This is a genomic window from Streptomyces sp. CG4 (assembly GCF_041080655.1).
Classification (GTDB): Bacteria; Actinomycetota; Actinomycetes; order Streptomycetales; family Streptomycetaceae; genus Streptomyces.
Genome location: NZ_CP163525.1, coordinates 1,338,298 through 1,364,422, shown reverse-complemented (window position 1 = coordinate 1,364,422; position 26,125 = coordinate 1,338,298). Strand labels below are relative to the sequence as shown.

Genomic DNA, 26,125 nt, shown 5'->3' with positions numbered 1-26,125 from the left:
GTCGGGGGCTACTCAAGTCGCCCTGTATCAAAACTGAGTACACGCCCTCTGCATCATGTGAGGACTTACGAACAGGACGCCAAGACGCTCGAACTGCCCTGGCCGTTCACCGGCCGGGACGACGAACTGGAGCTGGTGCGCGCGGCGTCGGCCGCCGGCCGGCCCGGCATCGTGGTCACCGGACCGGCCGGCCACGGCAAGACCCGGCTGATCACCGAGGCGGTCCGGGGTACGGAGCACGTCCTGGTGACCGGGACGCCCGAGGCCCGTGGCCTGCCCCTCGCGGCCTTCGCGCACCTGCTGCCCGACACCGTCTCCCTGCACCGCGCGGTGCGGATCCTGTCCGGCGTACGGCTCCTCGTCGTGGACGACGCCCATCTCCTGGACGAGGCCTCCGCCGCGCTCGTCCACCAGCTCGCCGTGCACGGCCGCACCCGGCTCGTCGTGGCCGCGGTGGACGCGGAACCCGCGCCCGGCGCCGTGTCCCGGCTGTGGACCGGGGAACTGCTGCCCCGGCTGGCCCTCGCACCCCTGCCCTGCGAGGACATCGCCCACCTGCTCGCCACCGCCGGGCTGGAACCGCTCACCGTGCGCCGCCTGCACCGGATGTGCCGGGGCGATCTGCGGCTGCTGCGCGACGTGGTCGCCGCCCTCGGCCCGGCCGGGCGGCTGACGTCCGTTGCCGGTACGGGGGAGCGGGCCTGGCGGGGGGCGCTGCCGGTCACCGCGGCCGTACGGGAGCGGGTGGCGCCGCTGCTGGAACGCTCCGGCTCCGGCGAACTGGACACGCTGGAGCGGCTCGCGTTCGCCGAGCCGCTGCCGTTGTCGCTGTCGCTGGACGACCTCGATCTGGAGGTCCTGGAGCGGCTGGAGACGGACGGTCTGATCCACGTCGACGACCGGGGCGGCGCCGTCACTCTTGCGCATCCCCTGCACGGGGCGGTCCTGCGGGCCACGGCGGGGCGGCTGCGGGCCCGCCGGCTGGCCGGTGCGCCCCGCGACCACGGACCGGCCCTGGAGGCCGAACGGCTGGCCCTGGTACGGCGGATCGAGCAGCTGGACGTCCGGGTGCTGCCCACACCCGTGGGGGAGTGGCTGGTCGCGGAGGGCGCCGGGCTGCCTGCCGGGTATGCCGCGGTCCGCGCCCGGTTCGCGCGGCTGCGCGGCGAGGTACGGGACGCCGCCGCCTGGGCTCGGGAGGGGTTGCGGGGTGCCCCCGGTCATGCGGGCTGCCGTGCGGAACTCCGCCTCGCCCAAGGTGAGTTGGGTGAGGAGGCGGGCGGTGATGTCTACTCCGGCTACGACGCCGTACGCCTCGGTGAACCCGAGCGGGTCGCTGGGCGGCTGCCCGCGGGCAGTGTGTTCGCGCGGCACGCGGACGCGCTGGCACGGGGGGACGGGGCCGGGCTGGACCGGGCGGCCGAGGATCTGGAGGAACGCGGCTTCTCGCTGTTCGCGGCGGAGGCGCGGGCGCAGGCCGTGCGGGCGCACCGGGATCCGCAGGCGGTGCGGGTCTCCCGTACCCGGGCGGTGGCGCTCGCACGGCGGTGCCAGGGCGCGCGCACGCCGGCGTTGGCGGGACTTGTCCTCGGTGAACTGACCGCTCGGCAGCGGCAGATCGTGACGCTCGCCGCGGCGGGGCTCAGCAATCGGGAGATCGCCGAGCGGCTGACCTTGTCCGTGCGGACGGTGGGGAATCATCTCTACAGCGCCTATGCGCGGCTCGGTACGGGGGACCGGGCAGCGTTGCCCTGGCTGGTGGAGTTGCCGGAGTGCGAGTCGGCTTAGCGCCTGCTTGGTGCCTGTTGCCGCCCCTCGTTCACTCGCCGCCCGTCACAAGGGCACCGTACTCACGCCGCCCCGAACGCCGCGAACGCCCACCCCGTTGCCTGGTGGACCGGGTCCTCGGGCAAGGCGGCGCGGGCGTCGCGGAGGGACTCGGCCAGGGTGAGGCCCGCGTCGAGGCCCTTGTGGAGGGCGAGCATCAGAGGGACCACCGCCGCGTCGTTGACCGGGGCGCTGCTCGCCACCACCCCGGCCGTGCCCAGCGGCAGCAACGCGGTGACCAGGCCGAGGAGTTCGTCGGCGCCGACGGAGGCGAGGCGGGCGGTGTCGCAGCTGGAGAGGATGATGCGGTACGGGCTGCGGGTGAGCCGTTCGAAGTCGTGCACGATCAGCGGGCCGTCGGCCATACGGAGGGCCGAGAAGAGGGGGCTGTCCGCGCGGAACGTGCCGTGGGCCGCGAGATGCGCGAGGGCCGCGCCGTCGAGGTGTTCCAGGACGCGAGGGACCTGGGCCTCGTCGCCCTCCAGGACCGTCGCCGTGCCGTAGCGGTCGGCCAGTTCGGGCACCTCCGCGCCGCCGGTGGCGAGGCCGGGGCCACGGACCAGCAGCTGCCGGCCGCCCGGGGGCGGCCCGGTCTCGTGGGCGCGCAGCCAGCTGCCCGCCGACGGCGACACGCTGAGCACCCGGTCCCGCAGCGCGGGCAGCAGCGCCCACGGCACCCGGTGCAGCGCCCCCGGCGGCACGATCACCACCGGGCCGGAGCCCAGCTGGGCCGCCGCACCGCCCAGGAGCAGCTCCTGCAGCCGCAGACCCGCCGCCTCCACCAGCGGCAGCCGGGCCTCGGCGCCGGGGTGGGCGAGTCGGCGCAGTCCGGCCTGCACGTACTCGGCCTCGGCCACCGCCTCGGCCAGCGGGCCGCCGGCGAACCGCCGTACCCGGCCCCGGCCGCACAGCAGGACGTGCACCCGTCCGTCGACCACCGCGAGTTCGACCAGATGCGCCTCGCCGAGCCGGTCCAGCAGCCGGGGCACGTCGAAGCGGTCGCCCTCGTGCGCGGCGGCCCCGCGGATGTGGTGGGTGCGGGAGCGGATCTCCCGCTCCAGGCGCCGCTGTTCGCGCTCCAGCGCGGGCACCGGGCGCCCCTCCATCCGGGCCTCCTCGGCGCGGGCCGCGATCTCCCGGTAGGCGGTCAGGCCGCTCAGCAGCGCCGGGTCGGCGGGCGGCCGGGTGGGCGGCGCGGACAGCACGGTCGCCCGCCAGCGCTCGCTCCACTCCAGCAGCCGGCGCGGGGTGCCGTGGGCGAGGCTCACCTCCTGGGCCAGCGCGGCCAGTTCGGCGCCCTGTGCGGTGGCGTGGGCCCGCAGCTCCGAGGCGCCGAGTGTCATCCGATGGTCGTCCAGCACGTCCAGGCCGCGCCGGCAGGCCTCCAGCACACCCCGCCGGGACCCGGCCGCCCGTGCCCGGAGCGCCTGTGCCGCCCAGCCCGTCACCCGGGCCGGGGGCGGTCCGCCGTACCGGCTGCGGGCGGCCACCGCCAAGTGCCGCTCCGCGTCGGCCGTCCAGCCCAGCGACAGCGCGATCCGGCCCGCGAGCAGCGACGCCTCCGGCGCGGCGGGCGAGCCGAAGGAGGCCAGCTTCCCGGCGACCGCCGCCGCGTCCGCGACCAGCCGCCCCGAGCGGCGCCCGGCCGCCACCCGCGCCTCGATCAGCACCAGCCGGGCGTGCGTCTCCCACCAGGTCCGCCGCTGCGCGGCGAACAGCCGTACGGCGACGGCGGCGCGGGCTATCGCGGTGTGCGCGTCCCCGGCCGAGCGGGCGGCACGCGCGGCGGCCAGCAGCAGTTCGGCCTTGCGGGTGGACTGCCCGCCGATCCGGTCCAGCAGGGCGATCGTCGCGTCCGCCTCGGCGAGCGCCTCCGGGGCCAGCCCGGCCGCCATCAGCACCTCGCAGCGCCGGATGGACAGCATGTAGGTGGGCGTACCGAGTTTCGCGTACCGCTCCTCGGCCTCGTCCAGCAGCCGCAGCGCCGCCGGGATGTCCCCGGACCGGAACGCGGCCAGGCCCCGGCTCTCCACCGCGTCGGCCTTGTCGTGCTCCTGGCCGGTGGTGTCCCACAGCCGCTCCGCCGCCGTGAAGTCCGCGACCGCCCGGTCCACCGCGCCGAGCGCCAGATGGACGGTGGCCCGCAGGGTCAGCGCCCGCGCGGTCCAGATGTCGTCGCCGAGCTGGCGCAGTACGGGCAGCGCCCGGCGTACGTCCTCCAGCGCCTCCCGGTGCCGGCCCAGCACCCACCACACGTACGCCCGCCGGTACAGCACCCGGGACCGGGTGTGCCCGCTGCCCCGTGCCACTCCCCGCTCGAAGGAAGCGAGCCCCTGCCGAGTGCGCCCCGCGTGCACCAGTGCGACCCCCAGCGTCGCGAGCACATCCGCCTCGCGGTCGGCCGACTCGGCGCGCGCAGCCAGGTCCCGGGCGCGACGCAGATGCCGCAGCGCGATCCGCAGGTCACCGAAGTCCCGCTGCCAGATACCGAGCACCTGGTGGGCGACGCTGGCAGGCAGCGGCGGCGGCCCGGCCCGCAGCACGTGTTCCGCGCGTGCCCGGGCCTCGCCCGGGTCGGCGAACACCAAGGGCAGCAGTTCGAGAACCGACTCGCCTTCCGCTGTCACGTCTCGCATGGTAGTGGCCTGCTGTATCAGACGGTGGCCCCACGACTCTCACTGTCGAACACCGTCTTGTCGGGGGAGGAGACACCATGGCACCACAGCGTTTCCGCGAGCAGTTCGATCACATCCAGCGGGCCATGCCCGATGCGGCCCTGGCGCTGGGCCCGTACGACGACGCCGCCGCGCACTTCCTGTACGAGAAGGGCGTCGTGCTCGCCCGGGACGGCGAGGAGGCCCGGATCGTCGAGGACACCGTGCGCGCCCACTTCACCGCGACGGAGGGGCTCGTCCCCGACCATGTGCGCCGGGACGGCCCGCACACCAACCGCACCGGAGTGACCCGCATCCGGATCGGTGACCCCACCGAGGGCACCGACACCGTCCCGCACGCCCTGCGCGCCCTGCGCGAGGCCGAGGACCGCCGGGGCCGCCGGCTGGTCGCCCGCAACCACGTCGTGCACATCGCGGTCAACGCCTGCCCGAGCGACGAGCCGGTGCCCGTACCACGCACCGAGCCCGCCAACCCGGCCGCCGCCGAGGGCCGTTACGACGCGGACAGCGCCGCCCGGGTCCTCGTGGTCGACACCGGCCTGGTGCGCGACCACCGTGACTACCCGCTGCTCGCGCACACCACGGGCGACGCCCAGCCGGCCGAGACCGACGCCGACGGGGTGCTGCGTCAGTACGCCGGGCACGGCACGTTCATCGCCGGGATCCTGGCCGCGGTCGCGCCCAACACCGACGTGACCGTCCGGAACACCCTGAGCGACGCGGGCGCGATCCTGGAGTCCGAGTTCGGCGCCCGGCTCTTCGAGGCGGTCGACGAGGGCGGCTGGCCCGACATCATCAGCCTCTCGGCCGGCACCACCACAGAGGGCACCGACGGGCTCATCGGCCTGGAGGCGTTCATGGAGGAACTGCGCGAGCAGCGCACCCTGTTGGTGGCCGCCGCCGGCAACAACTCCAGCCACGCGCAGTTCTGGCCCGCCGCCTATGCCGGCCTGCCCGAGTACGCGGACAGCGTGGTGTCGGTCGGCGCGCTGAGCGCGGACGGCGAGAGCGAGGCCTGCTTCAGCAACCACGGCCCCTGGGTGCGGGTCTTCGCCCCGGGCGAGCGCCTCACCAGCGCCCTCACCGGCTTCGCCGCGCCCGTGCCGTACATCTACCAGCACTCCACCTACGACGACTGCCGGTTCGGCTTCGACTACTCCTGCACCTGCCAGTACCCGCGCCACACCGGCGTGCTGAGCGAGGGCCGGGAGAGCACCGGCGCCAAGCCGCACCAGGTGATGTTCGACGGGCTCGCGCAGTGGAGCGGCACCTCCTTCGCCACGCCGGTCGTCGCGGCCCTCGTCGCCGCGCAGATGACGGCGCACCAGGAGCGCGACCCGCGTGCCGCCCGCGACCGGCTGCTGGCGTCGGCCACGCACCGCGCCGAGGTGCGCGGGGCCCCGGTCACGGTGCTCCGGCCGCCCACCTGGCGCCCGGCGCCGGTCGCCGACCCGGCCGTGCCCGTATGAGGTCGGGGACGCTCCGCTCCACGGCGTACGATGACGTGCCGTACACGAGGGGTGGAACCGTGGACCGAACAGAGGTCGGCGCGCTGGTCCAGTCCGCCGTCGACGGAGACGCCGCGGCCTGGAAGGCGTTGGTGGAAGGCATGAGTCCGCTGGTGTGGTCGGTGGTGCGCGCACACCGGCTCTCCGAGGCCGACGGGCACGAGGTCTACCAGACCGTGTGGTTCCGCTTCGCCCAGCACCTGGGCCGTATCCGCGAGCCCGACAAGGCCGGTGCGTGGCTGGCCAGTACGGCCCGCAACGAATGCCTGAAGGTGCTCAAGGCGATGGCCCGGATGACGCTGACGGACGATCCGCGGGTGCTGGACCGGGCGAGCGAGGAGCGGACTCCGGAGGAGTCGTTCATCGCTTCGGAGGAGGCGGCGGACCGGGCCGAGCGGATGCGCCGCCTGTGGCAGGAGCTGGACGGACTGGGGGAGCGCTGCCGGCAGCTGCTGCGCGTGCTGGTGGCCTCCCCGCCGCCCAGCTATGTGGAGGTCTCGGCCGCGCTCGGTATCGCGGTCGGCAGTATCGGACCCCTGCGGCAGCGCTGTCTGCGCCGGCTGCGGGCCCGGATGAACGCACGGGGTGCGGCATGAGCGATTACGGCGACGACGAAGTGCCCGAGGAGGGCCCGGCGGACGACGCGGCGGCCGACGGACTCATGGAGGAGGAGCTGCGCCAGGCCGCCGCGGTCCTCGACCCGGTGCCGGACGCCCTGCGCCAACTGGCGCTGGACGCCTACGCCTTGCACGACCTGGACGCGCGGATCGCCGAGCTGACCTTCGACTCGCTCGTGGACGCGCTGCCGGTGCGGGGCATGACGGACGCACCGCGGATGCTGACGTTCCGCGCGGGCGAGGTCACCGTCGACGTCGAGGTCACCGAGGACGGGCTGATCGGCCAGGTGCTGCCGCCGCATTCGGCGCGCATCGAGGTGCTCGGCGGACCGCAGACCGCCCGCCGGGTCACGGTCGACACGCTGGGCCGCTTCACCAGTGACACACCGCCGGCCGGCCCGTTCGCCCTCAGGCTGCGGACCGGCGCGGAGGTGATCGTCACCGAGTGGCTGCGGACCTGACCCCGGTCAGACTCGGGCCGGTCGGGCGGACCAGGTCACGGGCAGTGTCCGCGGGCCGCGGATCATCGTCCGGTGCCGCCACCGCACCTGCTCGGCCGGTACGGCGAGCCGCAGTCCCGGCAGCCGGTCCAGCAGAGTGTCGACCAGCAGCTCGGTCTGCAGCCGGGCCAGCACGGTGCCGGTGCAGAAATGCGGGCCGTTGCCGAACGCCACGTGCGGGTTGGGATCACGGTCGGGGTCAATGCGGTCCGGGTCCGGGAAGACGGCCGGATCGCGGTTGGCGGCGAGATAGGAGACGTAGACCGGCTCGCCCGCCGCGATCCGGTGGCCCGCGATGTCCACGTCCTCCCGTGCGATCCGGGCGAGCCCGACCGAGCTGCGGTGCGGGATCCACCGGAACAGCTCGTCCAGCACCGGGCCGCGCGCCTCGGGCCGCGCCCGCATCCGCTCCATCAGCTCCGGCCGGGTCAGCATCAGATACAGCATCTGCCCGCAGTTGTGCGTGACGGCCTCGCCGCCGATCTGCAGCGGGCCGGCCAGCCCCACGGCCTCCTCCTCGCGGATCTCCCCGTCCGCCACGGCCTCGCCGAGCATCGAGTAGACGTCGTCGCCGGGGCTGTCGGCCCGGGAGCGGATGGTCGCCGTGATCCACCCGTACAGGCCGTCCTTGGCCCGGCCGGCCGCCTCGACGCCGTTGGTGGAGATGATCTCCCGGGTCCAGGCGTGCACCTGCTCCCGGTCCTCGGCCGGCACGCCCATCACCTCGCTGACCACGCTGAGCGGGAACGGCTCCAGCACCCGTTCGATCAGATCGGCGGGCGGCCCCTCGCGTACGACGCCGTCCACCAGCTCGTCCAGGATCTCCTGGGCGCGGGGCCGCAGCCGCTTCATGGCGCTCACCGTGAAGGCACCGGCGACCGGCTTGCGCAGCCGGTTGTGGTCGGGCTGGTCGGCCCAGGCGAGCGAACCGGGGCGGGGCGCGAAGTTCGGTGCCATGCGGCTGACTTGACGGCAGGTCACCTCGGTACGGCTGAACCGCGGGTCGTTGGTGATCAGCTTCACGTCGTCGTAGCGGGTCGCCAGCCACGCCCAGCCCTCGCCGAACGGCAGCCGGATCCTGGTCAGGGGGCCCTCGCGCATGAGGCCGGCGAGGACCGGGTCGAAGTCCGTTCCGTCCAGCTCGGGTGTGGTCCAGTCCCGTACGGGGGGCGGGGCCTGCCTGGTGAGCGTGCTCTCCTCGGTCATGCGACCACCCTGGTATGCCCCTGGCTCGCTGTCCTGCGGTAGTGCTCCGAGTGGTCGATACGGCCCCGCGCCCCTTCCGGGGCGCTTCAGACCGCGTCGACGAGTTCGGCCAGCGCGTGTGCCAGTCGCTCCAGCCCCGGCCCCGCCGCCCCGCCCGGCTCCGTCATGTACGTGTCCCGCCGGATCTCCACCATCAGGGCGCCGACCCGGGCGTCGGTGCCGTAGAACTGCAGCGGCACGTACGTCCCGGCGAAGGGGCTGTCCAGTCCCGTCTCCCCGCAGACCGCGAACGCCTTGCGGGCCGCCTCGGTCAGTTCCGGCGGGGCGTGGAAGGGGTCCGTGCCCAGGCACACCGGTGGGCGCGGGCCGTCGCCGTGCAGCTCGTAAGGGAGCGGCTTTGTCGGGTAGGAGTGCACGTCGATCACCACGGCCCGCCCGGCCGCTGCCAGCCGGTCCGCGACCGCCTCGGTCATGGCCCGCGCGTACGGCCGGAAGTACCGGTCCAGCAGTGGTTCCGGATCGCCGGCCGCGGGCCGCAGCTCGGCCCGGTGCGTGGTCCGCGTGTATACGGCGCCCATGCCGACGGCCGCCATCTCCTCCCGCTCGTCCGGGAACCGCTCCGGGTCCACGACCAGCCGGGACAGCCGGTTCACGAACCGCCAGGGCCGGACGGCGGCCAGCGCGGCGGCCCGCTCGGCCAGCTCGGCGGTGTGCGCGTCCGTGATGTGGTCCAGCTCCCGCTCCAGCGCCCCGTCGTCCAGCACGATCCCCCGGCGCACGTCCTGCGGAATCCCCCGCGCCGAGTGCGGCACGTGCAGCAGCACGGGTGACCCGGGGGCGCCGGGGAGGAGTGCGTACGAGGGGGACGACGGGGTGGGCACGGCTGCTCCAAGGGGTCGGTGTCAGGGGCAAGGTGTCACATCGGCGGCCCCGTCCGCATCGGCTGTTCAAGTCCCGTACCGGAAGCCCCACTTGCCGCACAGACGGCTCCGCCCCGGTCGGGGGTCACCGGCCGGGGCGGAGTTCAGTACGACGGCGCAAACGCCGCGGGTACTAGCGCAGGGACGCCAGCGCCTCGTTCCAGGTGGCCGACGGGCGCATGACCGCGTCCGCCTTGGCCTGGTCGACCTGGTAGTAGCCGCCGATGTCGGCCGGGGAGCCCTGGACCGCGAGCAGCTCCTCCACGATCTTCTGCTCGTTCGCGGCGAGGGCCTCGGCGAGCGGCGCGAAGGCCTTGGCCAGGTCCGCGTCGTCGGTCTGCTTGGCCAGCTCCTGCGCCCAGTACAGGGACAGGTAGAAGTGGCTGCCGCGGTTGTCGATGCCGCCGACGCGCCGGGTCGGGGACTTGTCCTCGTTGAGGAAGGTCGCCGTGGCGCGGTCGAGGGTGTCGGCGAGGACCTTGGCGCCGGCGTTGCCGGTGGCCTCGGCGTACTGCTCGAAGGACGGCACCAGGGCGAAGAACTCGCCGAGGGAGTCCCAGCGCAGGTAGTTCTCCTTGACCAGCTGCTGGACGTGCTTCGGCGCGGAGCCGCCGGCGCCCGTCTCGAACAGGCCGCCGCCCGCCATCAGCGGGACGACCGACAGCATCTTGGCGCTGGTGCCCAGCTCCAGGATCGGGAACAGGTCGGTCAGGTAGTCACGCAGGACGTTGCCGGTCACCGAGATGGTGTCCTCGCCGCGGCGGATGCGCTCCACCGACAGCTTGGTGGCCTCGACCGGGGACAGGACACGGATGTCCAGACCCTCGGTGTCGTGCTCCGGCAGGTACTGCTCGACCTTCGCGATCAGCTGCGCGTCGTGGGCGCGGTTCTCGTCCAGCCAGAAGACCGCCGGGTCGCCGGTGGCGCGGGCGCGGGTGACGGCCAGCTTGACCCAGTCGCGGATCGGGGCGTCCTTGGTCTGGCAGGCGCGGAAGATGTCACCGGCGGCGACCGGCTGCTCGATCAGCACGTTGCCCGCGGTGTCGACCAGGCGGACCGTGCCGGCCGTGGCGACCTCGAAGGTCTTGTCGTGGGAGCCGTACTCCTCGGCCTTCTGCGCCATCAGGCCGACGTTCGGGACCGAGCCCATGGTGGACGGGTCGTAGGCGCCGTTGGCCCGGCAGTCGTCGATGACGGCCTGGTAGACACCGGCGTAGGAGGAGTCCGGGAGGACGGCGAGGGTGTCGGCCTCCTGGCCGTCCGGGCCCCACATGTGGCCGGAGGTGCGGATCATCGCCGGCATGGAGGCGTCGACGATGACGTCCGACGGGACGTGCAGGTTGGTGATGCCCTTGTCGGAGTCGACCATGGCCAGCTCCGGGCCTTCGGCCAGCTCGGCGTCGAAGGAGGCCTTGATCTCGGCGCCCTCGGGCAGGTTCTCCAGGCCCTTGAGGATGCCGCCGAGGCCGTCGTTCGGGGTGAGGCCGGCCGCCTTGAGGGACTCGCCGTACCGGGCGAACGTCTTCGGGAAGAAGGCGCGCACCACGTGACCGAAGATGATCGGGTCGGAGACCTTCATCATCGTGGCCTTCAGGTGCACGGAGAACAGCACGCCCTCCTGCTTGGCGCGGGCGACCTGCGCGGCGAGGAACGTCTCGAGCTCGGCGACGTGCAGGACGGACGCGTCTACGACCTCGTCCTTGAGGACCGGTACGGACTCCTTCAGGACGGTGGTGGTGCCGTCCGCGCCGACCAGCTCGATCCGCAGCGCGCCGTCCTCGGCGATGACGACGGACTTCTCGGTGGAGCGGAAGTCGTTCTCGCCCATCGTCGCCACGTTGGTCTTGGACCCGGCGCTCCAGGCGCCCATGCGGTGCGGGTGGGTCTTGGCGTAGTTCTTCACCGACGCCGGGGCACGGCGGTCGGAGTTGCCCTCACGCAGGACCGGGTTGACGGCGGAGCCCTTGACCTTGTCGTAGCGGGCGCGGATCTCGCGCTCCTCGTCGGTCTTCGGGTCGTCCGGGTAGTCCGGCAGCGCGTAGCCCTTGCCCTGCAGCTCGGCGACGGCGGCACGCAGCTGCGGGATGGACGCCGAGATGTTCGGCAGCTTGACGATGTTGGCCTCGGGAGTCTTGGCCAGGTCACCCAGCTCGGCCAGCGCGTCCGGGATGCGCTGGTCCTCGTTCAGGTACTCGGGGAAGTGGGCGATGATGCGTCCGGCCAGCGAGATGTCCCGGGTCGTCACGGGCACACCGGCCTGCGAGGCGTACGCCTGGATCACCGGCAGGAACGAATGCGTCGCCAGGGCCGGGGCCTCGTCTGTGTAGGTGTAGATGATGGTCGAGTCAGTCACCGGGTGCTCCGCTCCACGTCTGCAACATTGCTCGACATCAAGATATCTCGTGATCGGGATCCGCTCGACAGGGGTCCCGGCCCGAAATGCCGCCGCGCCGGTACGACCGGACACCCGCCTCCAGTGGTCATGACAAGCGATCACCCGCCGACCACGGGTGATCCCCCACCGACCGGCGGCCGGACCGACCAGCCGGCCGCCCAGGGCCTGTCCGGCGGATCAGGTCGCGGGAGAGTGACGGTGCCTGATCGGCACAGGTGAGCGGGGGCTGGTGCGTCCAGCTGCAAGGCGGAGGAGGGCGGCGACGCGATGGGGTCCCCCCCCGCGCGAGCGGAGCCGGCTGGTGGACTCCACCGCCACCCTGAGGATCCCCACCACCCGGGAGCTGACCCGCCTCTCGCTCGACGCGCTCGGCCTGGACATCCACTCCGTGTCCGTCTGCGGCCGCCCGCCGGCTGGGAGCAGGCGGACGAGAAGCTCTGGATCACCCCCGCCCGGCCGCTCCCGGCGGCCGCGGCCGCGACCGTCTGTGTCTCCTACTCCGCCGACCCGCGCCGCACCCTCCCGCACACGGCCTGGGTGCCCACCCCGGACGGCAGGCGCGGCGGCCGCCGGCCACGAGAACTCCGCGACGCTCTGACCGGCGGGGCGGGCGTGGGCGGGCTCGGCCACGCCCGCCCTCTCGCGCTCGGGCCGGCTACTCGGCGGACCCCGAGACCATGTCCTCCCCGCTCCGCTGCTGCGGAATCACCACCGCTGCCTGCTGCAGGGACACCGTGCGGGTGGGCGCCGGGATGCTGATGCCCTCCCGGCGGTAGCGGCGATGGAGGCGCTTGATGAACTCGTGCTTGATGCGGTACTGGTCGCTGAACTCGCCGACGCCGAGGATCACCGTGAAGCCGATCCGGGAGTCGCCGAAGGTGTGGAAGCGGATGGCGGGCTCGTGGTCCGGGACGGCGCCCTCGACCTCCCGCATGACCTCCGCGACGACCTCCGCCGTCACCCGCTCCACGTGCTCCAGGTCGGCGTCGTAGCCCACCCCGGCCTGCACCGGGATCGTCAACCGCTGCTCGGGATGGGTGTAGTTGGTCATGTTGGCCTTGGCGAGCTGGCCGTTGGGGATGACCACCAGGTTGTTGGAGAGCTGGCGGACCGTCGTCTGACGCCAGTTGATGTCGACGACATAGCCCTCCTCGCCGCTGCTGAGCCGGATGTAGTCGCCGGGCTGGACCGTCTTGGAGGCCAGGATGTGGATGCCCGCGAAGAGGTTGGCGAGGGTGTCCTGGAGAGCGAGGGCCACCGCCAGGCCGCCGACGCCGAGGGCGGTCAGCAAGGGTGCGATGGAGATGCCGAGCGTCTGGAGCACGACCAGGAAGCCGATCGCCAGGACCAGCACGCGGGTGATGTTGACGAAGATGGTCGCCGAGCCCGCCACGCCCGAGCGGGACTGGGTGACCGTGCTGACCAGACCGGCGATCACCCGGGCCGCGGACAGCGTCACCACCAGGATCAGCCACACCTCCAGGAACTGGTCGGTGTGGTGCTGCACCGTACGCGTCAGCGGCAGTACGGCCGCTGCCGCCGCCGCGCCGCCCGCGATGGCCGCCCACGGCACGACCGAGCGCAGCGCGTCCACGATGACGTCGTCGCCGCTCCACTTCGTCCGCTTGGCGTGCTTGGCCAGCCAGCGCAGCAGGGTGTGGGACAGGAAGGCGAGCAGCAGGCCCGCCGCGACCGAGACACCGGCGAGGACGAGGTCGTCCAGGGTCAGCGCGCGGTTCACCGGTCACCTCCGGGGCATGGGCCGCTTGCGGAGTTGTGCAGTGTCGTCACGTGGTCACCTGTCGATGTGCGGGATGTGCGAACGCGCCGGCCGGGGAACTCCCGTGACCGGCGCGATCGCTCATCCTGCCGTATCCGGAACACCAGTTCGCACCCGGACCGGCGCTCGTCGGACAGCCCGGCTCAGATGATGCCCTCCGCGAGTTCGGCCTGGTCGCGGTCGCTGCCGTACGCGGCGGCGGTGGGGGTGCCGTACGCGCGGCGGGCGACGTACCACCAGATGGTCGCGAGGACCAGGACGACGGCGAGGGCCACCGAGGCGTAGTTCATCGAGTCGACGGTGACCGGCGAGGCCTGCGGCAGACAGAACAGCACGGTCACACCGGCCACCCAGATCACCGCGATCCAGCCGATCGGCCTGCTCCAGCGGCCCAGCTGCCAGGGCCCCGGCTGGAAACGGTCGCCCGCGCGCAGCCGCAGCAGCACCGGGATGGCGTAGGCGGGGGTGATGCCGATGACGTTGATGGCGGTCACCGCGTTGTACGCCGTAGCCGAGTACAGCGACGGCAGGGCGAGGACGCCCGCCACGACGACGGCCAGCCAGACGGCGGCGACCGGAGTCTGGGTGCGGCTGCTCACCGTGCGCCACAGGTGCGAGCCGGGCAGCGCGCCGTCCCGGCTGAACGCGAACACCATCCGGCTGGCCGCGGCGACCTCGGCGTTGCCGCAGAACAGCTGGGCGATGATCACCACGAGGAGCAGCGCGCTGGCGCCGTCCGTGCCGAGGCCGTCGAGCAGGATCTGCGCGGGCGGCACGCCCGTGGCGGTGTTGCGCGTGGCGTCGTAGTTCTGGATGGCGAAGGTCAGTCCGGCGAGCAGGACGAAGCCGGCGATCCAGGACGCCCAGATGGACCGTACGATGCCGCGCGCCGCGGACACCGAGGCCTGCGAGGTCTCCTCCGACAGGTGGGCGGAGGCGTCGTAGCCGGAGAAGGTGTACTGCGCGAGCAGCAGGCCGATGGCCGCCACGTAGACCGGGTTGTGCCAGCCGGTCTCGTTGACGAACTTCGTGAACACGAAGGACGCCGACCGATGGTGGTCGGGGACGATCGCGAGCGCGCCGACGATGAGCGCGACGCCCGCCAGGTGCCACCACACGCTGATGGAGTTGAGCAGGCTGACCAGGCGCACGCCGAACAGGTTCAGCACCGCGTGCAGCAGCAGGATGACGCAGAAGATCAGCATGGTCTTGCCGGGCGTCGGCGTGAAGCCCCACTGGAGGTTCGCGAACGCGCCGGTGAACAGCGCGGCGCCGTAGTCGATGCCGGCGATCGCGCCGAGCAGACCGAGCAGATTCAGCCAGCCGGTGTACCAGCCCCAGCGGCGGCCGCCGAGCCGGTCGGCCATGTAGTACAGCGCGCCGGAGGTCGGATAGGCACTGGTCACCTCGGCGAGCGCCAGGCCTACGCACAGCACGAACAGGCCGACGCCCGCCCAGCCCCACAGCATCACGGCCGGGCCGCCGGTGTTGAGGCCGAAGCCGTACAGGGTCATGCAGCCGGACAGGATCGAGATCACCGAGAAGCTGATCGCGAAGTTGCCGAAACCGCCCATGCGGCGGGCCAGCACCGGCCGGTAGCCGAGTTCGCGCAGCCGCCGCTCCTCGTCCTGCTGGCGCAGGCCCGGGGCGGGCGAGGGCTCGGGGGTGGGGGACATGCGGGGGACCTCCGGGTCAACGGGCTTGAGGACAGGGCACGTTCAGGGACCTTCGGAACTCTTCAGGGACTTCTCAGGGGTATGTGCAGGTCAGGGGTATGTCAGGGGCGGGAGCCGTCCGCGGCGGCCCGGCAGCGCTCCCGGGCCTGGGTGAAGACCTCCACGGCACGGCCCCGGTCGGGCGTGCGGTACATCCAGGGCGGGGGTGTGAAGTACGGTCCGATGGCGTCGAACACCCGCGCCGCGTCGGGGAACTGCAGCGAGCCCCACAGGGCGTGCGCCAGATGGTTGAGGTCCAGCAGGGAGCGCTCGGCGCGCTGGGTGAGCTCGAACCAGGAGCGCAGGGCGCGCTCCGCCTCGCGCGCCGCGTCCTCCGCCACCCAGTGCAGGTCGAGCGCCGCGTCGTGCCCGCTGTCGCGCCGGTAGCGCTCGACCCGGACGTACAGCGGCAGCACATGCAGGGCGGAGCCGGGCGGTGCCTGCCCGGCGGCCCACTGTGCGTAGCCGGCGGCCTCCGCGAGCCGGCCCGAGCTGCCGCGCGCGTACAGGAACTGGAGCATCCGGTGGTGGGCCTCGCGGTTGTACGGGTCACGCCGGCCGGCCTCGGCCAGCAGCCCCCAGGGGCCGGGCGGCAGCAACGCCTCGGGCGCGGCCTCCCGGTGCTCCGCCCAGCGCTGCTCGGGATCCAGCTGGGCCAGCGCCAGCAGACACACCCAGGGCACCGGGTCCTTCGGGGCGATCCGGGTGGCGGACTGGGCGGCGTCCCAGGCCTCGATCCACAGTTCATGGGTGCGCAGATGCTTGTCCCGCTGCGCCCGCAGCGCCCGCTCCACACCGACCCGTGCGTGCATCACCGCGGCATGGACGCTGCCCGGGTCCTCCGCGAGCCAGGCGCGCACCACGTCGGTGCCGGCCGCGGCCGCCGCGAGGACCTGGGTGCGCTGGGTCCACTGCCACCCGGGCGCCGTCTCCGCGAGCAGCGCGCGCATGGCCATCCAGCGGCCGGTGCGCAGGTCCTGGAGCGCGGCGCGCAGGGCCTGGTCCGGGCCGGCGGGGTCGTAGGAGGGACGGGGTCCTTCTCTGGCCATCAGCCGGCGGCCCCGGGCCACGGGCGCACGGGCGGTGTGGCGGGGTGGCGTAGCAACAGCACTCCTGTGGGCGGCGAATGTGGGGTGGCGCGCTGGTCGGCGGTCACTATAGAGGGGCGGGTTCCGCCGTGCCATTGTTGTCAACTCAACCATTTATGCAGGCAAGTTGGAGGTCCGTGGCCGCCGGAGGTGCTTGACGCCGGGTGCGGCACGGCGGCAGGCTGACGCGGTGATCTTCGGTGGCGGTGTGGCCTCCGGTGACTCAGGAGTCTTCCGTGCGGAGTGGCGGAGTGGCGGAGTGGGAGAAGGCGCGATGACCGGTCCGGTGCTCGCCGTCGATCAGGGCACGTCCGGCACCAAGGCCCTCGTGGTCTGCCCGGAACGCGGCGTCCTGGGCTCCGGCTTCGCCGAGGTCCGGCCCCGGTATCTGCCCGGCGGACTGGTCGAGGTGGACCCGGCGGCGCTGTACGACTCCGTGGTCGCCGCCGGCCGTCAGGCGCTCGCCGCGGCCGGCGTGGACGTCGTCGCGCTGGGCCTGGCCAACCAGGGCGAGACCGTCCTCGCCTGGGACCCGGCCGACGGCCGCCCGCTCACCGACGCGCTGGTGTGGCAGGATCGGCGCGCCGAGACCGTGTGCGCCGAACTGGCCCCGCATGCGGAGGAGCTGCGGCAGCTGACCGGACTGCCCCTCGACCCGTACTTCGCCGCGCCCAAGATGGCCTGGATCCGCCGCCACCGCACCCGCGAGGGCGTCGTCACCACCTCCGACGCCTGGCTGGTCCACCGTCTCACCGGCGCCTACGTCACCGATGCCGCGACCGCCGGCCGTACCCAGCTCCTCGACCTGGACCGCGCGCGGTGGTCGTCGCGGGCGCTGGAGGTGTACGGCCTGGCGGACGAACGGCTTCCGCAGGTCACCGACAACGCCCAGCCCATCGGCACGACAACGGCGTTCGGCCCGGAGATCCCGCTCACCGGTCTGGCCGTCGACCAGCAGGCGGCCCTGCTCGCCCAGCGCATCACCGCACCCGGCGCCGCCAAGTGCACCTACGGCACCGGCGCGTTCCTGCTCGCGCACACCGGCGAGAGCCCCCGGCGCGGCACCTCCGGCCTGGCCAGCTGCGTGGCCTGGCGGCTCGCCGGAAGCACCGGCTACTGCCTGGACGGCCAGGTCTACACCGCTGCCTCCGCCGTCCGCTGGCTCACCGACCTCGGGATCATCTCCTCCGCCGCCGACCTCGACCCGGTCGGCGGCACCGTCCCCGACAGCGGCGGCGTCACCTTCGTGCCCGCCCTCGCCGGGCTCGCCGCCCCCTGGTGGCGCGGCGAGGTGCGCGGCTCGCTCACCGGACTCGGCCTCGACACCGGCCCCGGCCACCTGGTGCGCGCCCTGTGCGAGGGCATCGCCGCCCAGGTGGCCGAACTCGCCGACGCGGCGGCCGCCGACCTCGGCGCCCCGCTGGACACGCTCCGCGTCGACGGCGGCCTGACCCGCTCGGCACTCCTCATGCAGACCCAGGCCGACCTGCTGCAACGCCCGGTCGAGGTGTCCGCGCTGCCCGATGCGACCGCACTCGGCGCCGCCGCCCTCGCCCGCCTCGGCGCGGACCCTGGCCTCGGCATCGACCAGGCCCTGCCCGACTGGAAGCCCGCCGCCGTGTACGAACCCCGCAGCACCGCCGACCAGGCCGCCGAACGCCGCGCCCGCTTCCGCACCGCGGTCGCCGCCCTGCTCGGCTCATGACCGTCACCACCAACGTCACCGCGGAAGGCCCGCTGCCCACCCGGACGTACGACGTCGTGATCGTCGGCGCCGGCGTCGTCGGCTGCGCCCTCGCCCGCGAACTCGCCCGGCACCCCCGCCTGAGCGTCGCCCTCGTCGAGGCCCAGGACGACGTCGGGCAGGGCACCTCCAAGGCCAACACGGCGATCCTGCACACCGGTTTCGACGCGGCGCCCGGCACCCTGGAGGCCCGGCTGGTCCGCGAGGGCCACGAGCGGCTCGGCGCCTACGCGGCCGAGTCCGGCATCCCTGTCGAACGCGTCGGCGCCCTGCTGGTCGCCTGGGACGAGGAGCAACTGGCCGCCCTGCCCCGGCTGGCCGAGAAGGCCGAGCGCAACGACCACCACGAGACGCGCCTGCTGGGCCCCGCCGAGCTGTACGCCCGCGAACCCCACCTCGGCCCCGGAGCCCTCGGCGCGCTGCACGTACCCGGCGAGAGCATCATCTGCCCCTGGACGACGACCCTGGCGTACGCCACCCAGGCGGTCCGCGCCGGAGTGGATCTGCACCTCAACACCAGGCTCATTCAGGCTGGTTGGGAGACCGACGGCCACCGGATGCTCACCTCCCGCGGTCCCCTGCGGGCCCGCCACCTGGTCAACGCGGCCGGACTGCACGCCGACACCGTCGACCGGCTGCTCGGCCACGAGGACTTCACCGTCACCCCGCGCCGCGGCCAGCTCCTCGTGTACGACAAGTTCGCCCGCCCGCTCGTCCGGCACATCCTCCTGCCCGTCCCGACCGCGCTGGGCAAGGGCGTCCTGGTCGCGCCCACCGTCTACGGCAACGTCCTGCTCGGGCCCACCGCGGAGGACCTGGACGACAAGCGGGCCACCGGATCCACCACCGACGGCCTGGCCGGCCTCAGGGCCAAGGGCCGCCGTATCCTCCCCGCCCTCCTCGACGAGGAGGTCACCGCCGTCTACGCCGGGTTGCGCGCGGCCACGGGCCAGGAGGACTACCGCATCACCGCCCACCCTGGGCAGGCGTACGTCACCGTCGGCGGCATCCGCTCCACCGGCCTGACCGCCTCGATGGCCATCGCCGCCCATGTCACCGGCCTGCTGGCCGCAGGCGGACTCGGCCTCGGCCCGGTGCGCGAGCCGGAGCCGGTGACCATGCCCAACCTCGGCGAGGCCTTCCCGCGCCCGTACCAGCGCCCCGAACTCATCGCCGCCGACCCCGAGTACGGCACGCTTGTCTGCCACTGCGAGCGGGTCTCCCGCGGCGAGATCCGCGACGCCCTCGCCTCCCCGATCCCGCCCCGCACCGTGGAAGGCCTACGCCGCCGCACCCGCGCCCGCGCAGGCCGCTGCCAGGGCTTCTACTGCGGGGCGGCGGTGCGGGAGCTGGTGGAGAGGGGGCGGGCATGACGGGAACGGGAGTGGGGCTGGTCGCGACGGGAGTGGGGCTGGGTGCGCCGGATGTGGAGCCGGGTGTGAGGGGTGCAGGGCCGGGCAGGGCGGCCGCGCACCGCGTCGGCGTCCTCGGCGCCGGCATCGGCCCCGCCGGGCTCGCTGATGCCGGTGTCGGGCGGAGGAGGCGGGCATGACGGTCGCGAGGCCGAGTGTGAGGGGGACGAGGCCGGGTCCGGCGGGTGCTGGGTCGGGCGGGGTGGGCTTCAGCTGGGTCGGTGTTTTCGTCGTGGGTGTCGGTGCTGTCGGGCGTGCTGGTGGTGGTGCTGGGCGGAGGGTGTGGGTGTGGCGGACATGGGGCCGGGTGTGATGGAGGCAGGTGGGGTCCGGTGAGTGCCGGGCTGGGCGGGGCGGACTTGCGCCGGGTGGACGTTCTCGTCGTCGGTGCCGGTCCTGCTGGGCTCGTCGCCGCCGCGCGGCTGGCCGCCGCAGGGGTCGGGCGGGTGGAGGTGCTGGAGCGGGAGCAGCAGCCCGGCGGAGTTCCGCGGCACTGTGCGCACGGCGGCTTCGGCACCTGGACCCGCCCGTTGACCGGCCCGCGGTACGCCCGTCTGCTGACGGAGGCCGCCGAGCGGGCCGGCGCCGTCATCCGGACCGGGACGACGGTTCTCGACTGGGCGGAGACGGGCACGAGCCCGGATCCGGCGGAGGCGGAGGTGCCCGAGGCGGGAACGGACGCCGCGCACCCGGCGGCCGCCGGGACCCGCCCAGCGGTGCGGAAGGGAGCGGACGCTGGTGGTTCGGTGAGCGCGGTTTCGTCCGGCGTCGATTCCCGTCCGGAAGGGTGGAAGGGAGCGGACCCTGGTGGTTCGGTGAGCGCGGTCCCGTCCGGTCCCGGTTTCCGTCCGGCGGGGTGGAAGGGAACGGAGTGCGCGTCGGCCGGCCCGGTCCCTGTCGGTCCCGGTGCCCGTCCTGTGCTCACCGCCGTCGGTCCCGGCGGGCCGGAGACGATCGAGGCGCGGGCCGTCGTCCTGGCCACCGGTGCCCGGGAACGCCCCCGCACCGCTCGGCTGGTGCCCGGCACCCGCCCCGACGGTGTCTACACCACCGGTGAACTCCAGCAGGCGGTCCACCTGTTCGGGCAGCACATCGGCACCCGCGCGGTCGTCGTCGGCGCCGAGGACGTCTCCTACACGGCGGCCGCCACCCTGCGCACGGCCGGCGCGGAGGTCGTCGCGCTGGTCACGGAACACCCGTGGGCCCAGACCGGCCGGGTCCGCGCCCGGTCGGCCCGGCTGCGCCACGGCACGCCCCTCCTCACGGACACCACGGTCTGCGAACTCCTCGGTAGGGGACGCCTGTCCGGGGTCCGCGTCCGGCACCGCGAGGGCCGTACGGCCGTACTGGCCTGCGACACCGTCGTGTTCACCGGCGACTTCGTCCCGGACCACGAACTCGCCCGGCGCGGCGGCCTCGCCCTGGACCCCGGCACCCGCGGCCCGGCCGTCGACGGCACCCTGCACACCTCGCGCCCGGGAGTCTTCGCCGCCGGAAACGTCCTGCACGCCGTCGAGCGTGCCGGCACCGCGGCCGGTGAGGGCGCCCGGGTGGCCGGTGCCGTCCTGGACTTCCTGGCGGGCGGGCCTTGGCCGGACCCCGGACTTCCGCTCGCCGCCGAGGCCCCGCTGCGCTGGATCGCCCCGAACCGCGTCACTGCGCACGGCTCGCCCGACCGTTACGTCCTGCGCACCGGCGCCCCGCTCACCCGCCCGCTCCTCCGGGTCCACCAGGACGGCCGCCTCCTGCACAGCGAGCGCCCGCGCCTCGGCACCGCGCTGCCGAACCGCCCCCTGACCCTCACCGCAGGCTGGACGGTGCACGTCGACCCACACGGCGGCGAGGTCCGGGTGAGTGTGGGCTGAGCGGACCGACTCGTCAGGGCCCCCGGCTCTACGATCTGATCCTGTGTCACGCGGACGTGCGCGCATGGCGGCGGCGATGTAATCCGTGATGACACAACTACCTTGCCACCCTTGGGGATTCGCCTTGGACGCGTGCGTGACGACGGAGCGGGCCAGCTGGTCGACCGCGTACCGGGTGAGGTACGGCTCCGTGTACGGACGCAGCCGGGACCGCGGCTGGGCGGTGCCGGCCGGGGTGTGGGCGAGGGGCGGCGCGGCATGCCGCCCACGGCCTCGTACCGGGCGGCCGGCGGGACTGTCGTACCGGGGCGATAGCTTGCCGCCATGGCAGACATCTACGAACTCTCCCTGGCGCTGAACCTGCGCGAGGCGCTCTCGGACGGAGAGCTCGCCGAGCTGCGCTGGCATCTCGGGCTGGGCCCCCGGCCGGAGAGGCTGCGCATCGTGCCCGCGTTCCCGGTCGTCGTGGAGGACGAGCACGGCGAGCCCGTCACCGTGGACGATCCCGTGCCCCTGCTGGGCGAGAAGGGCGAGGCATGGAAGGCGGGCGGCGCGCTGGTCTCGGTGTTGGTGCGGCCCGAGGACGTCCGTCACGGCACCTGGGCGCTGACCGTCAGACAGGAGATCCACCCCGACGCGTTCGACCGCACCGGTGAACTGCTCGGTTGGCTGGCCACGAAGGCGGACGACCGGCACCGTGTCGCCGCCGACGCGGTCCAGCTGGGCTGGACCAGATTCTACGAGTCGGACCGGTTCGAGCCCCTGGTGGTGCGGGACGGCGAAGTGGTGTGGCCCTGAGGGCTTTCCCCGGCCCGGAGACCCGGCGGTGGCGGAACCGGTTCACAGATCCCGGAAGGACCCGTGTCGGCCGGCCCCGGAGGCGAACCGGGCGGCGCCGTCCGCGCTCTCGGCCAACACACCCACGCCATGGCGGAGTTCACCGCGCAGGGCCGTCTCCTCGTCCAGCCCCTGCTGGTCGAGGACCGACGCCCGGTCGCTGCGCAGACAGGCCTGCGGGAAGCCGGCGATGTGCGCCGCCAGCGCCTCCGCCTCGGCGCGGGCGCTTCCCGTCGGCACCACGCGGTTGACGAGCCCCATCTCCTGCGCCTCGCGGGCCGGGACCGGCCGGCCGGTGAGGATCATGTCCATGGCCCGGCTGGTGCCGATCAGCCGGGGCAGCCGTACCGTGCCGCCGTCGATCAGCGGGACGCCCCAGCGGCGGCAGAACACCCCGAACACGGCGTCCTCCTCCGCGACCCGCAGATCGCACCACAGGGCCAGCTCAAGCCCGCCCGCCACCGCGTGCCCGGCGACGGCGGCGATCACCGGCTTCGACAGCCGCATCCGCGTCGGCCCCATCGGCCCGTCGCCGTCCTCCGCCACCCGGTTGCCGCGGTCCGTGCCGATCGCCTTCAGGTCCGCCCCCGCGCAGAACGTGCCGCCCTCGCCCCACAGCACCGCCACCCGGGCGGTGTTGTCGTCCTCGAACTCCCGGAAGGCGGCGGCGAGTTCGGCGGCCGTCGGCCCGTCGACCGCGTTACGGGCCGCCGGCCGGGAGAGGACGACGGTGATGACGTACTCCTTGCGCTCCACGCGAACCGGCACGGGGCCCTCCTCGGTGTGGCCTTCTTCTGGTACGGAAGGCCACTGTGCCTCAGATGACCTTGAAGCGGACCAGCGCCCCCAGCGTCAACGCGCCCGGCACCAGCGGCACCCAGACCGTGATGATGCGGTAGGCCAGCACCACCGCCGTGGCGACCGCGGCCGGGCCGCCCACCGCGACCAGCGCCACGATCAGCGCCGCCTCGACCGAACCCAGGCCGCCCGGAGTGGGCACCAGCGCCACCGCGACGGTCGCCGCGAGGTAGGCGAGCACCATGTGCGGCACCGGCACCGGCAGCCGCAGCGCCTGGCCGACCGCGGCGAGACCGGCCGCCTGCAGCGCGGGGAAGGCCAGCGAGCCGCCCCACAGGGCCAGGGCGCGGGCCGGCCGGGTGTGCACCGACCGCGCCTCGCCGAGGGCGTCCCGCACGAACGCGGCCACGCGCCGGCGCAGCGGTCGGGTCAGCGCCACCACGGCCGCCGCCAGCGCCAGCAGACCGGCCGCGCCCAGCAGCAGCGGGAGCGCCGAGCCGTCCGGCAGCAGGGGGCCGAGCCGCAGCGCGTCCGGGAAGGCGAGCAGCAGAGCGGTCAGCAGACCGAGCCGGCCCACGGACTCGGCCAGCAGATACAGGGCGAGCGCGGCCGAGGAACGGGCCAGCGGGACCCCGCACACGGTCATGAAACGCAGGTTCACCGCGCCCGCGCCGAGCCCGGTGGGCAGCAGATGGTTGGCCGAGGCCGCCGCGAACTGGGTGGCCAGCAGCCGCGCCTTCGGCAGCGGCTGCACCACCGCGCCCTGCCGGGTGATCGCGGCGGCCACCCAGGTCAGGCAGGTGGCGCCGGCCGCCGCGAGCAGCCACGGCCAGGAGGCGGTGCGCAGCTGGCCGAAGCCCGCGGCGAGCAGCGCGCGGTTGCGTACGGCGACCACGGCGACGAGCGCGAGCGGCACCAGACACAGCACCTGGCGGACGGGGACGCGACGGGGGAGTCGTCCCCGGGGCCATGGGGAATGCGGGACGGCAGTCACATTCGCAGAGGTTTTCCGCGCCACCCCAACGGCGGATGTCGGATGCGGGGACTCCGGCTTACAGGCTGTGGTCATCGGTGTCGGCCTTGGAGGAAGCGAGGGTGAAATGAGACGGACATTGACCTCAACGAAGCTTGAGGTTCTACGTTCTCCTTCATGAGCATGGAGACCACTGCATGGACGCAGCTGCACAGCGTGATGACCGCGCAGTCCGAGCGCCGTCCGTTCGCCCGCGCCACGCTGCGCCGTATCGCCGCCTTCGCCCGCCCGCACCGCGCGGGCATCGTCCGGTTCGTACTGCTCGGGGTGGTGACCGCACTGCTCGCCGTGGCCACCCCCGTGCTCGCCGGCCACGTCGTCGACGCGATCGTGGCGGGGCACGACTCCGGCCGGGTCGTCCGGCTCTCGCTGCTCATCGCGCTGGTCGCGCTCGCCGAGGCGGGGCTCGGCATCCTCGGGCGGCGGCTGTCGGCGACGCTCGGGGAGGGACTCATCCTCGACCTCAGGACGGCTGTGTTCGATCATGTGCAGCGCATGCCCGTCGCGTTCTTCACACGGACTCGTACGGGCGCGCTGGTCAGCCGTCTCAACAACGATGTGATCGGTGCCCAGCGGGCGTTCGCCAACACCCTGTCCGGCGTGGTGAGCAACCTGGTCACGCTGGTCCTCACCCTCGCGGTGATGCTCACGCTGTCCTGGCAGATCACCCTGCTCGCGCTGGTGCTGCTGCCGGTGTTCGTGCTGCCCGCCCGTCGCATGGGCACCCGGATGGCCCGTATGCAGCGGGAGGCGGCGGCGCTGAACGCGGCCATGGGCACCCGGATGACCGAGCGCTTCTCCGCCCCCGGCGCCACCCTGGTCAAGCTGTTCGGCCGCCCCGAGGAGGAGTCCGCGGAGTTCGCGGCACGCGCCGCCCGCGTCCGGGACATCGGGGTGCGCACGGCCACCGCGCAGTCGGTGTTCATCACCTCCCTCACCCTGGTCTCCGCCCTCGCGCTGGCCCTCGTCTACGGCCTCGGCGGCTGGTTCGCGCTGCACCACACCCTGCAGGCCGGCTCGGTCGTCTCGCTCTCCCTGCTGCTGACCCGCATGTACGCCCCGCTCACCGCGCTCGCCGGTGCCCGCGTGGAGGTGATGAGCGCCCTCGTCAGCTTCGAGCGGGTCTTCGAGGTGCTGGACCTCAAGCCGCTCATCGAGGAGAAGCCGGACGCCCGCGAGGTCCCCGAGGGCCCGGTCGCCGTCGAGTTCGACGACGTCCGCTTCTCCTACCCGGCCGCCGACCAGGTCTCCCTCGCCTCCCTGGAGGAGGTCGCCGCCCTCGACACCCGCGGCGGCTCCGAGGTCCTGCACGGCGTCTCCTTCCGCGCCGAACCCGGCCAGACCGTGGCCCTCGTCGGCTCCTCCGGCGCCGGCAAGTCCACCATCGCCCAGCTGCTGCCGCGCCTGTACGACGTCGATGCGGGCGCCGTCCGCATCGGCGGGGTCGACGTACGCGACCTGACCGCCGGCTCGCTGCGCGGCACCCTCGGCATGGTCACCCAGGACGGCCACCTCTTCCACGACACCGTCCGCGCCAACCTCCTCCTCGCCCGGCCCGGCGCCACCGACGAGGACCTCTGGGAGGCGCTCGGCCGGGCCCGGCTCGCCGAGGTCGTACGGTCCCTGCCCGACGGCCTGGACACGGTCGTGGGCGAGCGCGGCTACCGGCTCTCCGGCGGCGAACGCCAGCGCATGACCATCGCCCGGCTGCTGCTGGCCCGCCAGCGCGTGGTCATCCTCGACGAAGCCACCGCCCACCTCGACAACACCTCCGAGGCGGCCGTCCAGGAGGCTCTCGCCGAGGCCCTGGAGGGGCGTACCGCCGTGGTCATCGCCCACCGGCTGTCCACGGTCCGGGCCGCCGACCAGATCCTGGTCGTGGAGTCCGGCCGGATCGTGGAACGAGGCACCCACGAATCGCTCCTGGCGGCCGACGGGCGGTACGCGGAGCTGCACCGGACGCAGTTCGACGAGGCGCCGACGGCCTGAGCGGGCCCGCCGCTTCGACGCAGCCACGCGCCCCTCCGGGGCGCGTTTGCTGTCTCCTCTCTTGACTCCACTGGTCCGGACCTTTAGCTTCACGCCTTAAACAAAGCCTGCGGACACCACAACGCCCCATCTGTTCGCGGGCGTTGGACCGCCCCCACGTGAAAGGCCACCCCCCCCCACATGGCCAGACTCCCCGCAGCCCTTTCCCCGGCCGTC

The 26,125-nt window shown here is 73.8% G+C and carries 18 protein-coding genes; 9 read left to right on the top strand and 9 right to left on the bottom strand.

All coding sequences use genetic code 11. The features are described 5' to 3' along the window. The first annotated feature begins 57 nt into the window (after window positions 1-57). Window positions 58-1,788, top strand: a complete 1,731-nt coding sequence (locus tag AB5L52_RS06225) for a LuxR C-terminal-related transcriptional regulator (protein WP_369362902.1) — start codon at window positions 58-60, stop codon at window positions 1,786-1,788. 62 nt (window positions 1,789-1,850) lie between these two features. On the opposite strand, the gene AB5L52_RS06220 is transcribed toward AB5L52_RS06225, so the two are convergent. Further along, window positions 1,851-4,463 carry a CHAT domain-containing protein gene (locus AB5L52_RS06220; RefSeq protein WP_351022911.1) on the bottom strand — a complete coding sequence of 871 codons (2,613 nt, stop codon included), beginning with the start codon at window positions 4,461-4,463 and terminating at the stop codon, window positions 1,851-1,853. Between the two features lie 77 nt (window positions 4,464-4,540). Between AB5L52_RS06220 and AB5L52_RS06215 the strand changes: the two genes are divergently transcribed. From AB5L52_RS06215 to AB5L52_RS06205, 3 genes are read left to right on the top strand one after another with little or no spacing between them, the layout of a single operon-like run. Continuing rightward, window positions 4,541-5,971, top strand: coding sequence for a S8/S53 family peptidase (locus AB5L52_RS06215; protein WP_351022910.1), 1,431 nt, complete (start codon window positions 4,541-4,543; stop codon window positions 5,969-5,971). Next, a complete protein-coding gene (locus AB5L52_RS06210) occupies window positions 5,968-6,606 on the top strand; it encodes a sigma-70 family RNA polymerase sigma factor (protein WP_351568125.1) in 639 nt (212 codons plus the stop codon). The genes AB5L52_RS06215 and AB5L52_RS06210 overlap by 4 nt, the downstream gene beginning before the upstream one ends. Then, entirely contained in the window at window positions 6,603-7,088 is a 486-nt protein-coding gene (locus AB5L52_RS06205; protein ID WP_351022906.1) for a hypothetical protein, read from the top strand. Before AB5L52_RS06210 ends, AB5L52_RS06205 begins: the two co-directional genes overlap by 4 nt. Before the next feature lie 6 nt (window positions 7,089-7,094). Here AB5L52_RS06205 and AB5L52_RS06200 read toward each other — a convergent pair whose 3' ends face one another. The 6 genes from AB5L52_RS06200 to AB5L52_RS06175 all read right to left on the bottom strand — a co-directional run bounded on the left by AB5L52_RS06200 (window position 7,095) and on the right by AB5L52_RS06175 (window position 16,192). Next, complete coding sequence (locus AB5L52_RS06200; RefSeq protein WP_369362901.1) at window positions 7,095-8,333, bottom strand: cytochrome P450; 1,239 nt, start codon at window positions 8,331-8,333, stop codon at window positions 7,095-7,097. Window positions 8,334-8,419: 86 nt separating this feature from the next. Next, window positions 8,420-9,214: an N-formylglutamate amidohydrolase gene (locus AB5L52_RS06195; RefSeq protein ID WP_369362900.1), complete on the bottom strand. Its 795-nt coding sequence runs from the start codon at window positions 9,212-9,214 to the stop codon at window positions 8,420-8,422. A 172-nt stretch (window positions 9,215-9,386) separates the two neighbouring features. After that, a complete protein-coding gene (locus AB5L52_RS06190) occupies window positions 9,387-11,606 on the bottom strand; it encodes an NADP-dependent isocitrate dehydrogenase (RefSeq protein ID WP_369362899.1) in 2,220 nt (739 codons plus the stop codon). Between the two features lie 697 nt (window positions 11,607-12,303). Continuing rightward, the gene (locus tag AB5L52_RS06185) at window positions 12,304-13,389 is read right to left on the bottom strand and encodes a mechanosensitive ion channel family protein (protein WP_369362898.1); all 1,086 of its coding nucleotides are present in this window, start codon (window positions 13,387-13,389) and stop codon (window positions 12,304-12,306) included. 182 nt (window positions 13,390-13,571) lie between these two features. Continuing rightward, window positions 13,572-15,104 carry an amino acid permease gene (locus AB5L52_RS06180; RefSeq protein ID WP_351022893.1) on the bottom strand — a complete coding sequence of 511 codons (1,533 nt, stop codon included), beginning with the start codon at window positions 15,102-15,104 and terminating at the stop codon, window positions 13,572-13,574. A gap of 101 nt (window positions 15,105-15,205) precedes the next feature. Next, window positions 15,206-16,192 (bottom strand): hypothetical protein, encoded by a 987-nt coding sequence (locus tag AB5L52_RS06175; RefSeq protein WP_351765732.1) that lies wholly within the window; start codon window positions 16,190-16,192, stop codon window positions 15,206-15,208. A gap of 313 nt (window positions 16,193-16,505) precedes the next feature. Between AB5L52_RS06175 and AB5L52_RS06170 the strand changes: the two genes are divergently transcribed. The 4 genes from AB5L52_RS06170 to AB5L52_RS06155 all read left to right on the top strand — a co-directional run bounded on the left by AB5L52_RS06170 (window position 16,506) and on the right by AB5L52_RS06155 (window position 22,050). Further along, window positions 16,506-17,936 carry an FGGY family carbohydrate kinase gene (locus AB5L52_RS06170; protein ID WP_369362897.1) on the top strand — a complete coding sequence of 477 codons (1,431 nt, stop codon included), beginning with the start codon at window positions 16,506-16,508 and terminating at the stop codon, window positions 17,934-17,936. Continuing rightward, complete coding sequence (locus tag AB5L52_RS06165) at window positions 17,933-19,348, top strand: FAD-dependent oxidoreductase (RefSeq protein ID WP_369362896.1); 1,416 nt, start codon at window positions 17,933-17,935, stop codon at window positions 19,346-19,348. Before AB5L52_RS06170 ends, AB5L52_RS06165 begins: the two co-directional genes overlap by 4 nt. 371 nt (window positions 19,349-19,719) lie before the next feature. Continuing rightward, window positions 19,720-21,252, top strand: coding sequence for an FAD-dependent oxidoreductase (locus AB5L52_RS06160; protein WP_369362895.1), 1,533 nt, complete (start codon window positions 19,720-19,722; stop codon window positions 21,250-21,252). A gap of 324 nt (window positions 21,253-21,576) precedes the next feature. Then, window positions 21,577-22,050: a hypothetical protein gene (locus AB5L52_RS06155; RefSeq protein ID WP_369362894.1), complete on the top strand. Its 474-nt coding sequence runs from the start codon at window positions 21,577-21,579 to the stop codon at window positions 22,048-22,050. Between the two features lie 42 nt (window positions 22,051-22,092). Here AB5L52_RS06155 and AB5L52_RS06150 read toward each other — a convergent pair whose 3' ends face one another. Continuing rightward, window positions 22,093-22,857: a crotonase/enoyl-CoA hydratase family protein gene (locus AB5L52_RS06150; RefSeq protein ID WP_369362893.1), complete on the bottom strand. Its 765-nt coding sequence runs from the start codon at window positions 22,855-22,857 to the stop codon at window positions 22,093-22,095. 49 nt (window positions 22,858-22,906) lie between these two features. Continuing rightward, window positions 22,907-23,956 (bottom strand): YbhN family protein, encoded by a 1,050-nt coding sequence (locus AB5L52_RS06145; protein ID WP_369362892.1) that lies wholly within the window; start codon window positions 23,954-23,956, stop codon window positions 22,907-22,909. An 87-nt stretch (window positions 23,957-24,043) separates the two neighbouring features. Between AB5L52_RS06145 and AB5L52_RS06140 the strand changes: the two genes are divergently transcribed. After that, window positions 24,044-25,909, top strand: coding sequence for an ABC transporter ATP-binding protein (locus AB5L52_RS06140; protein ID WP_351568588.1), 1,866 nt, complete (start codon window positions 24,044-24,046; stop codon window positions 25,907-25,909). Window positions 25,910-26,125: the final 216 nt, after the last annotated feature.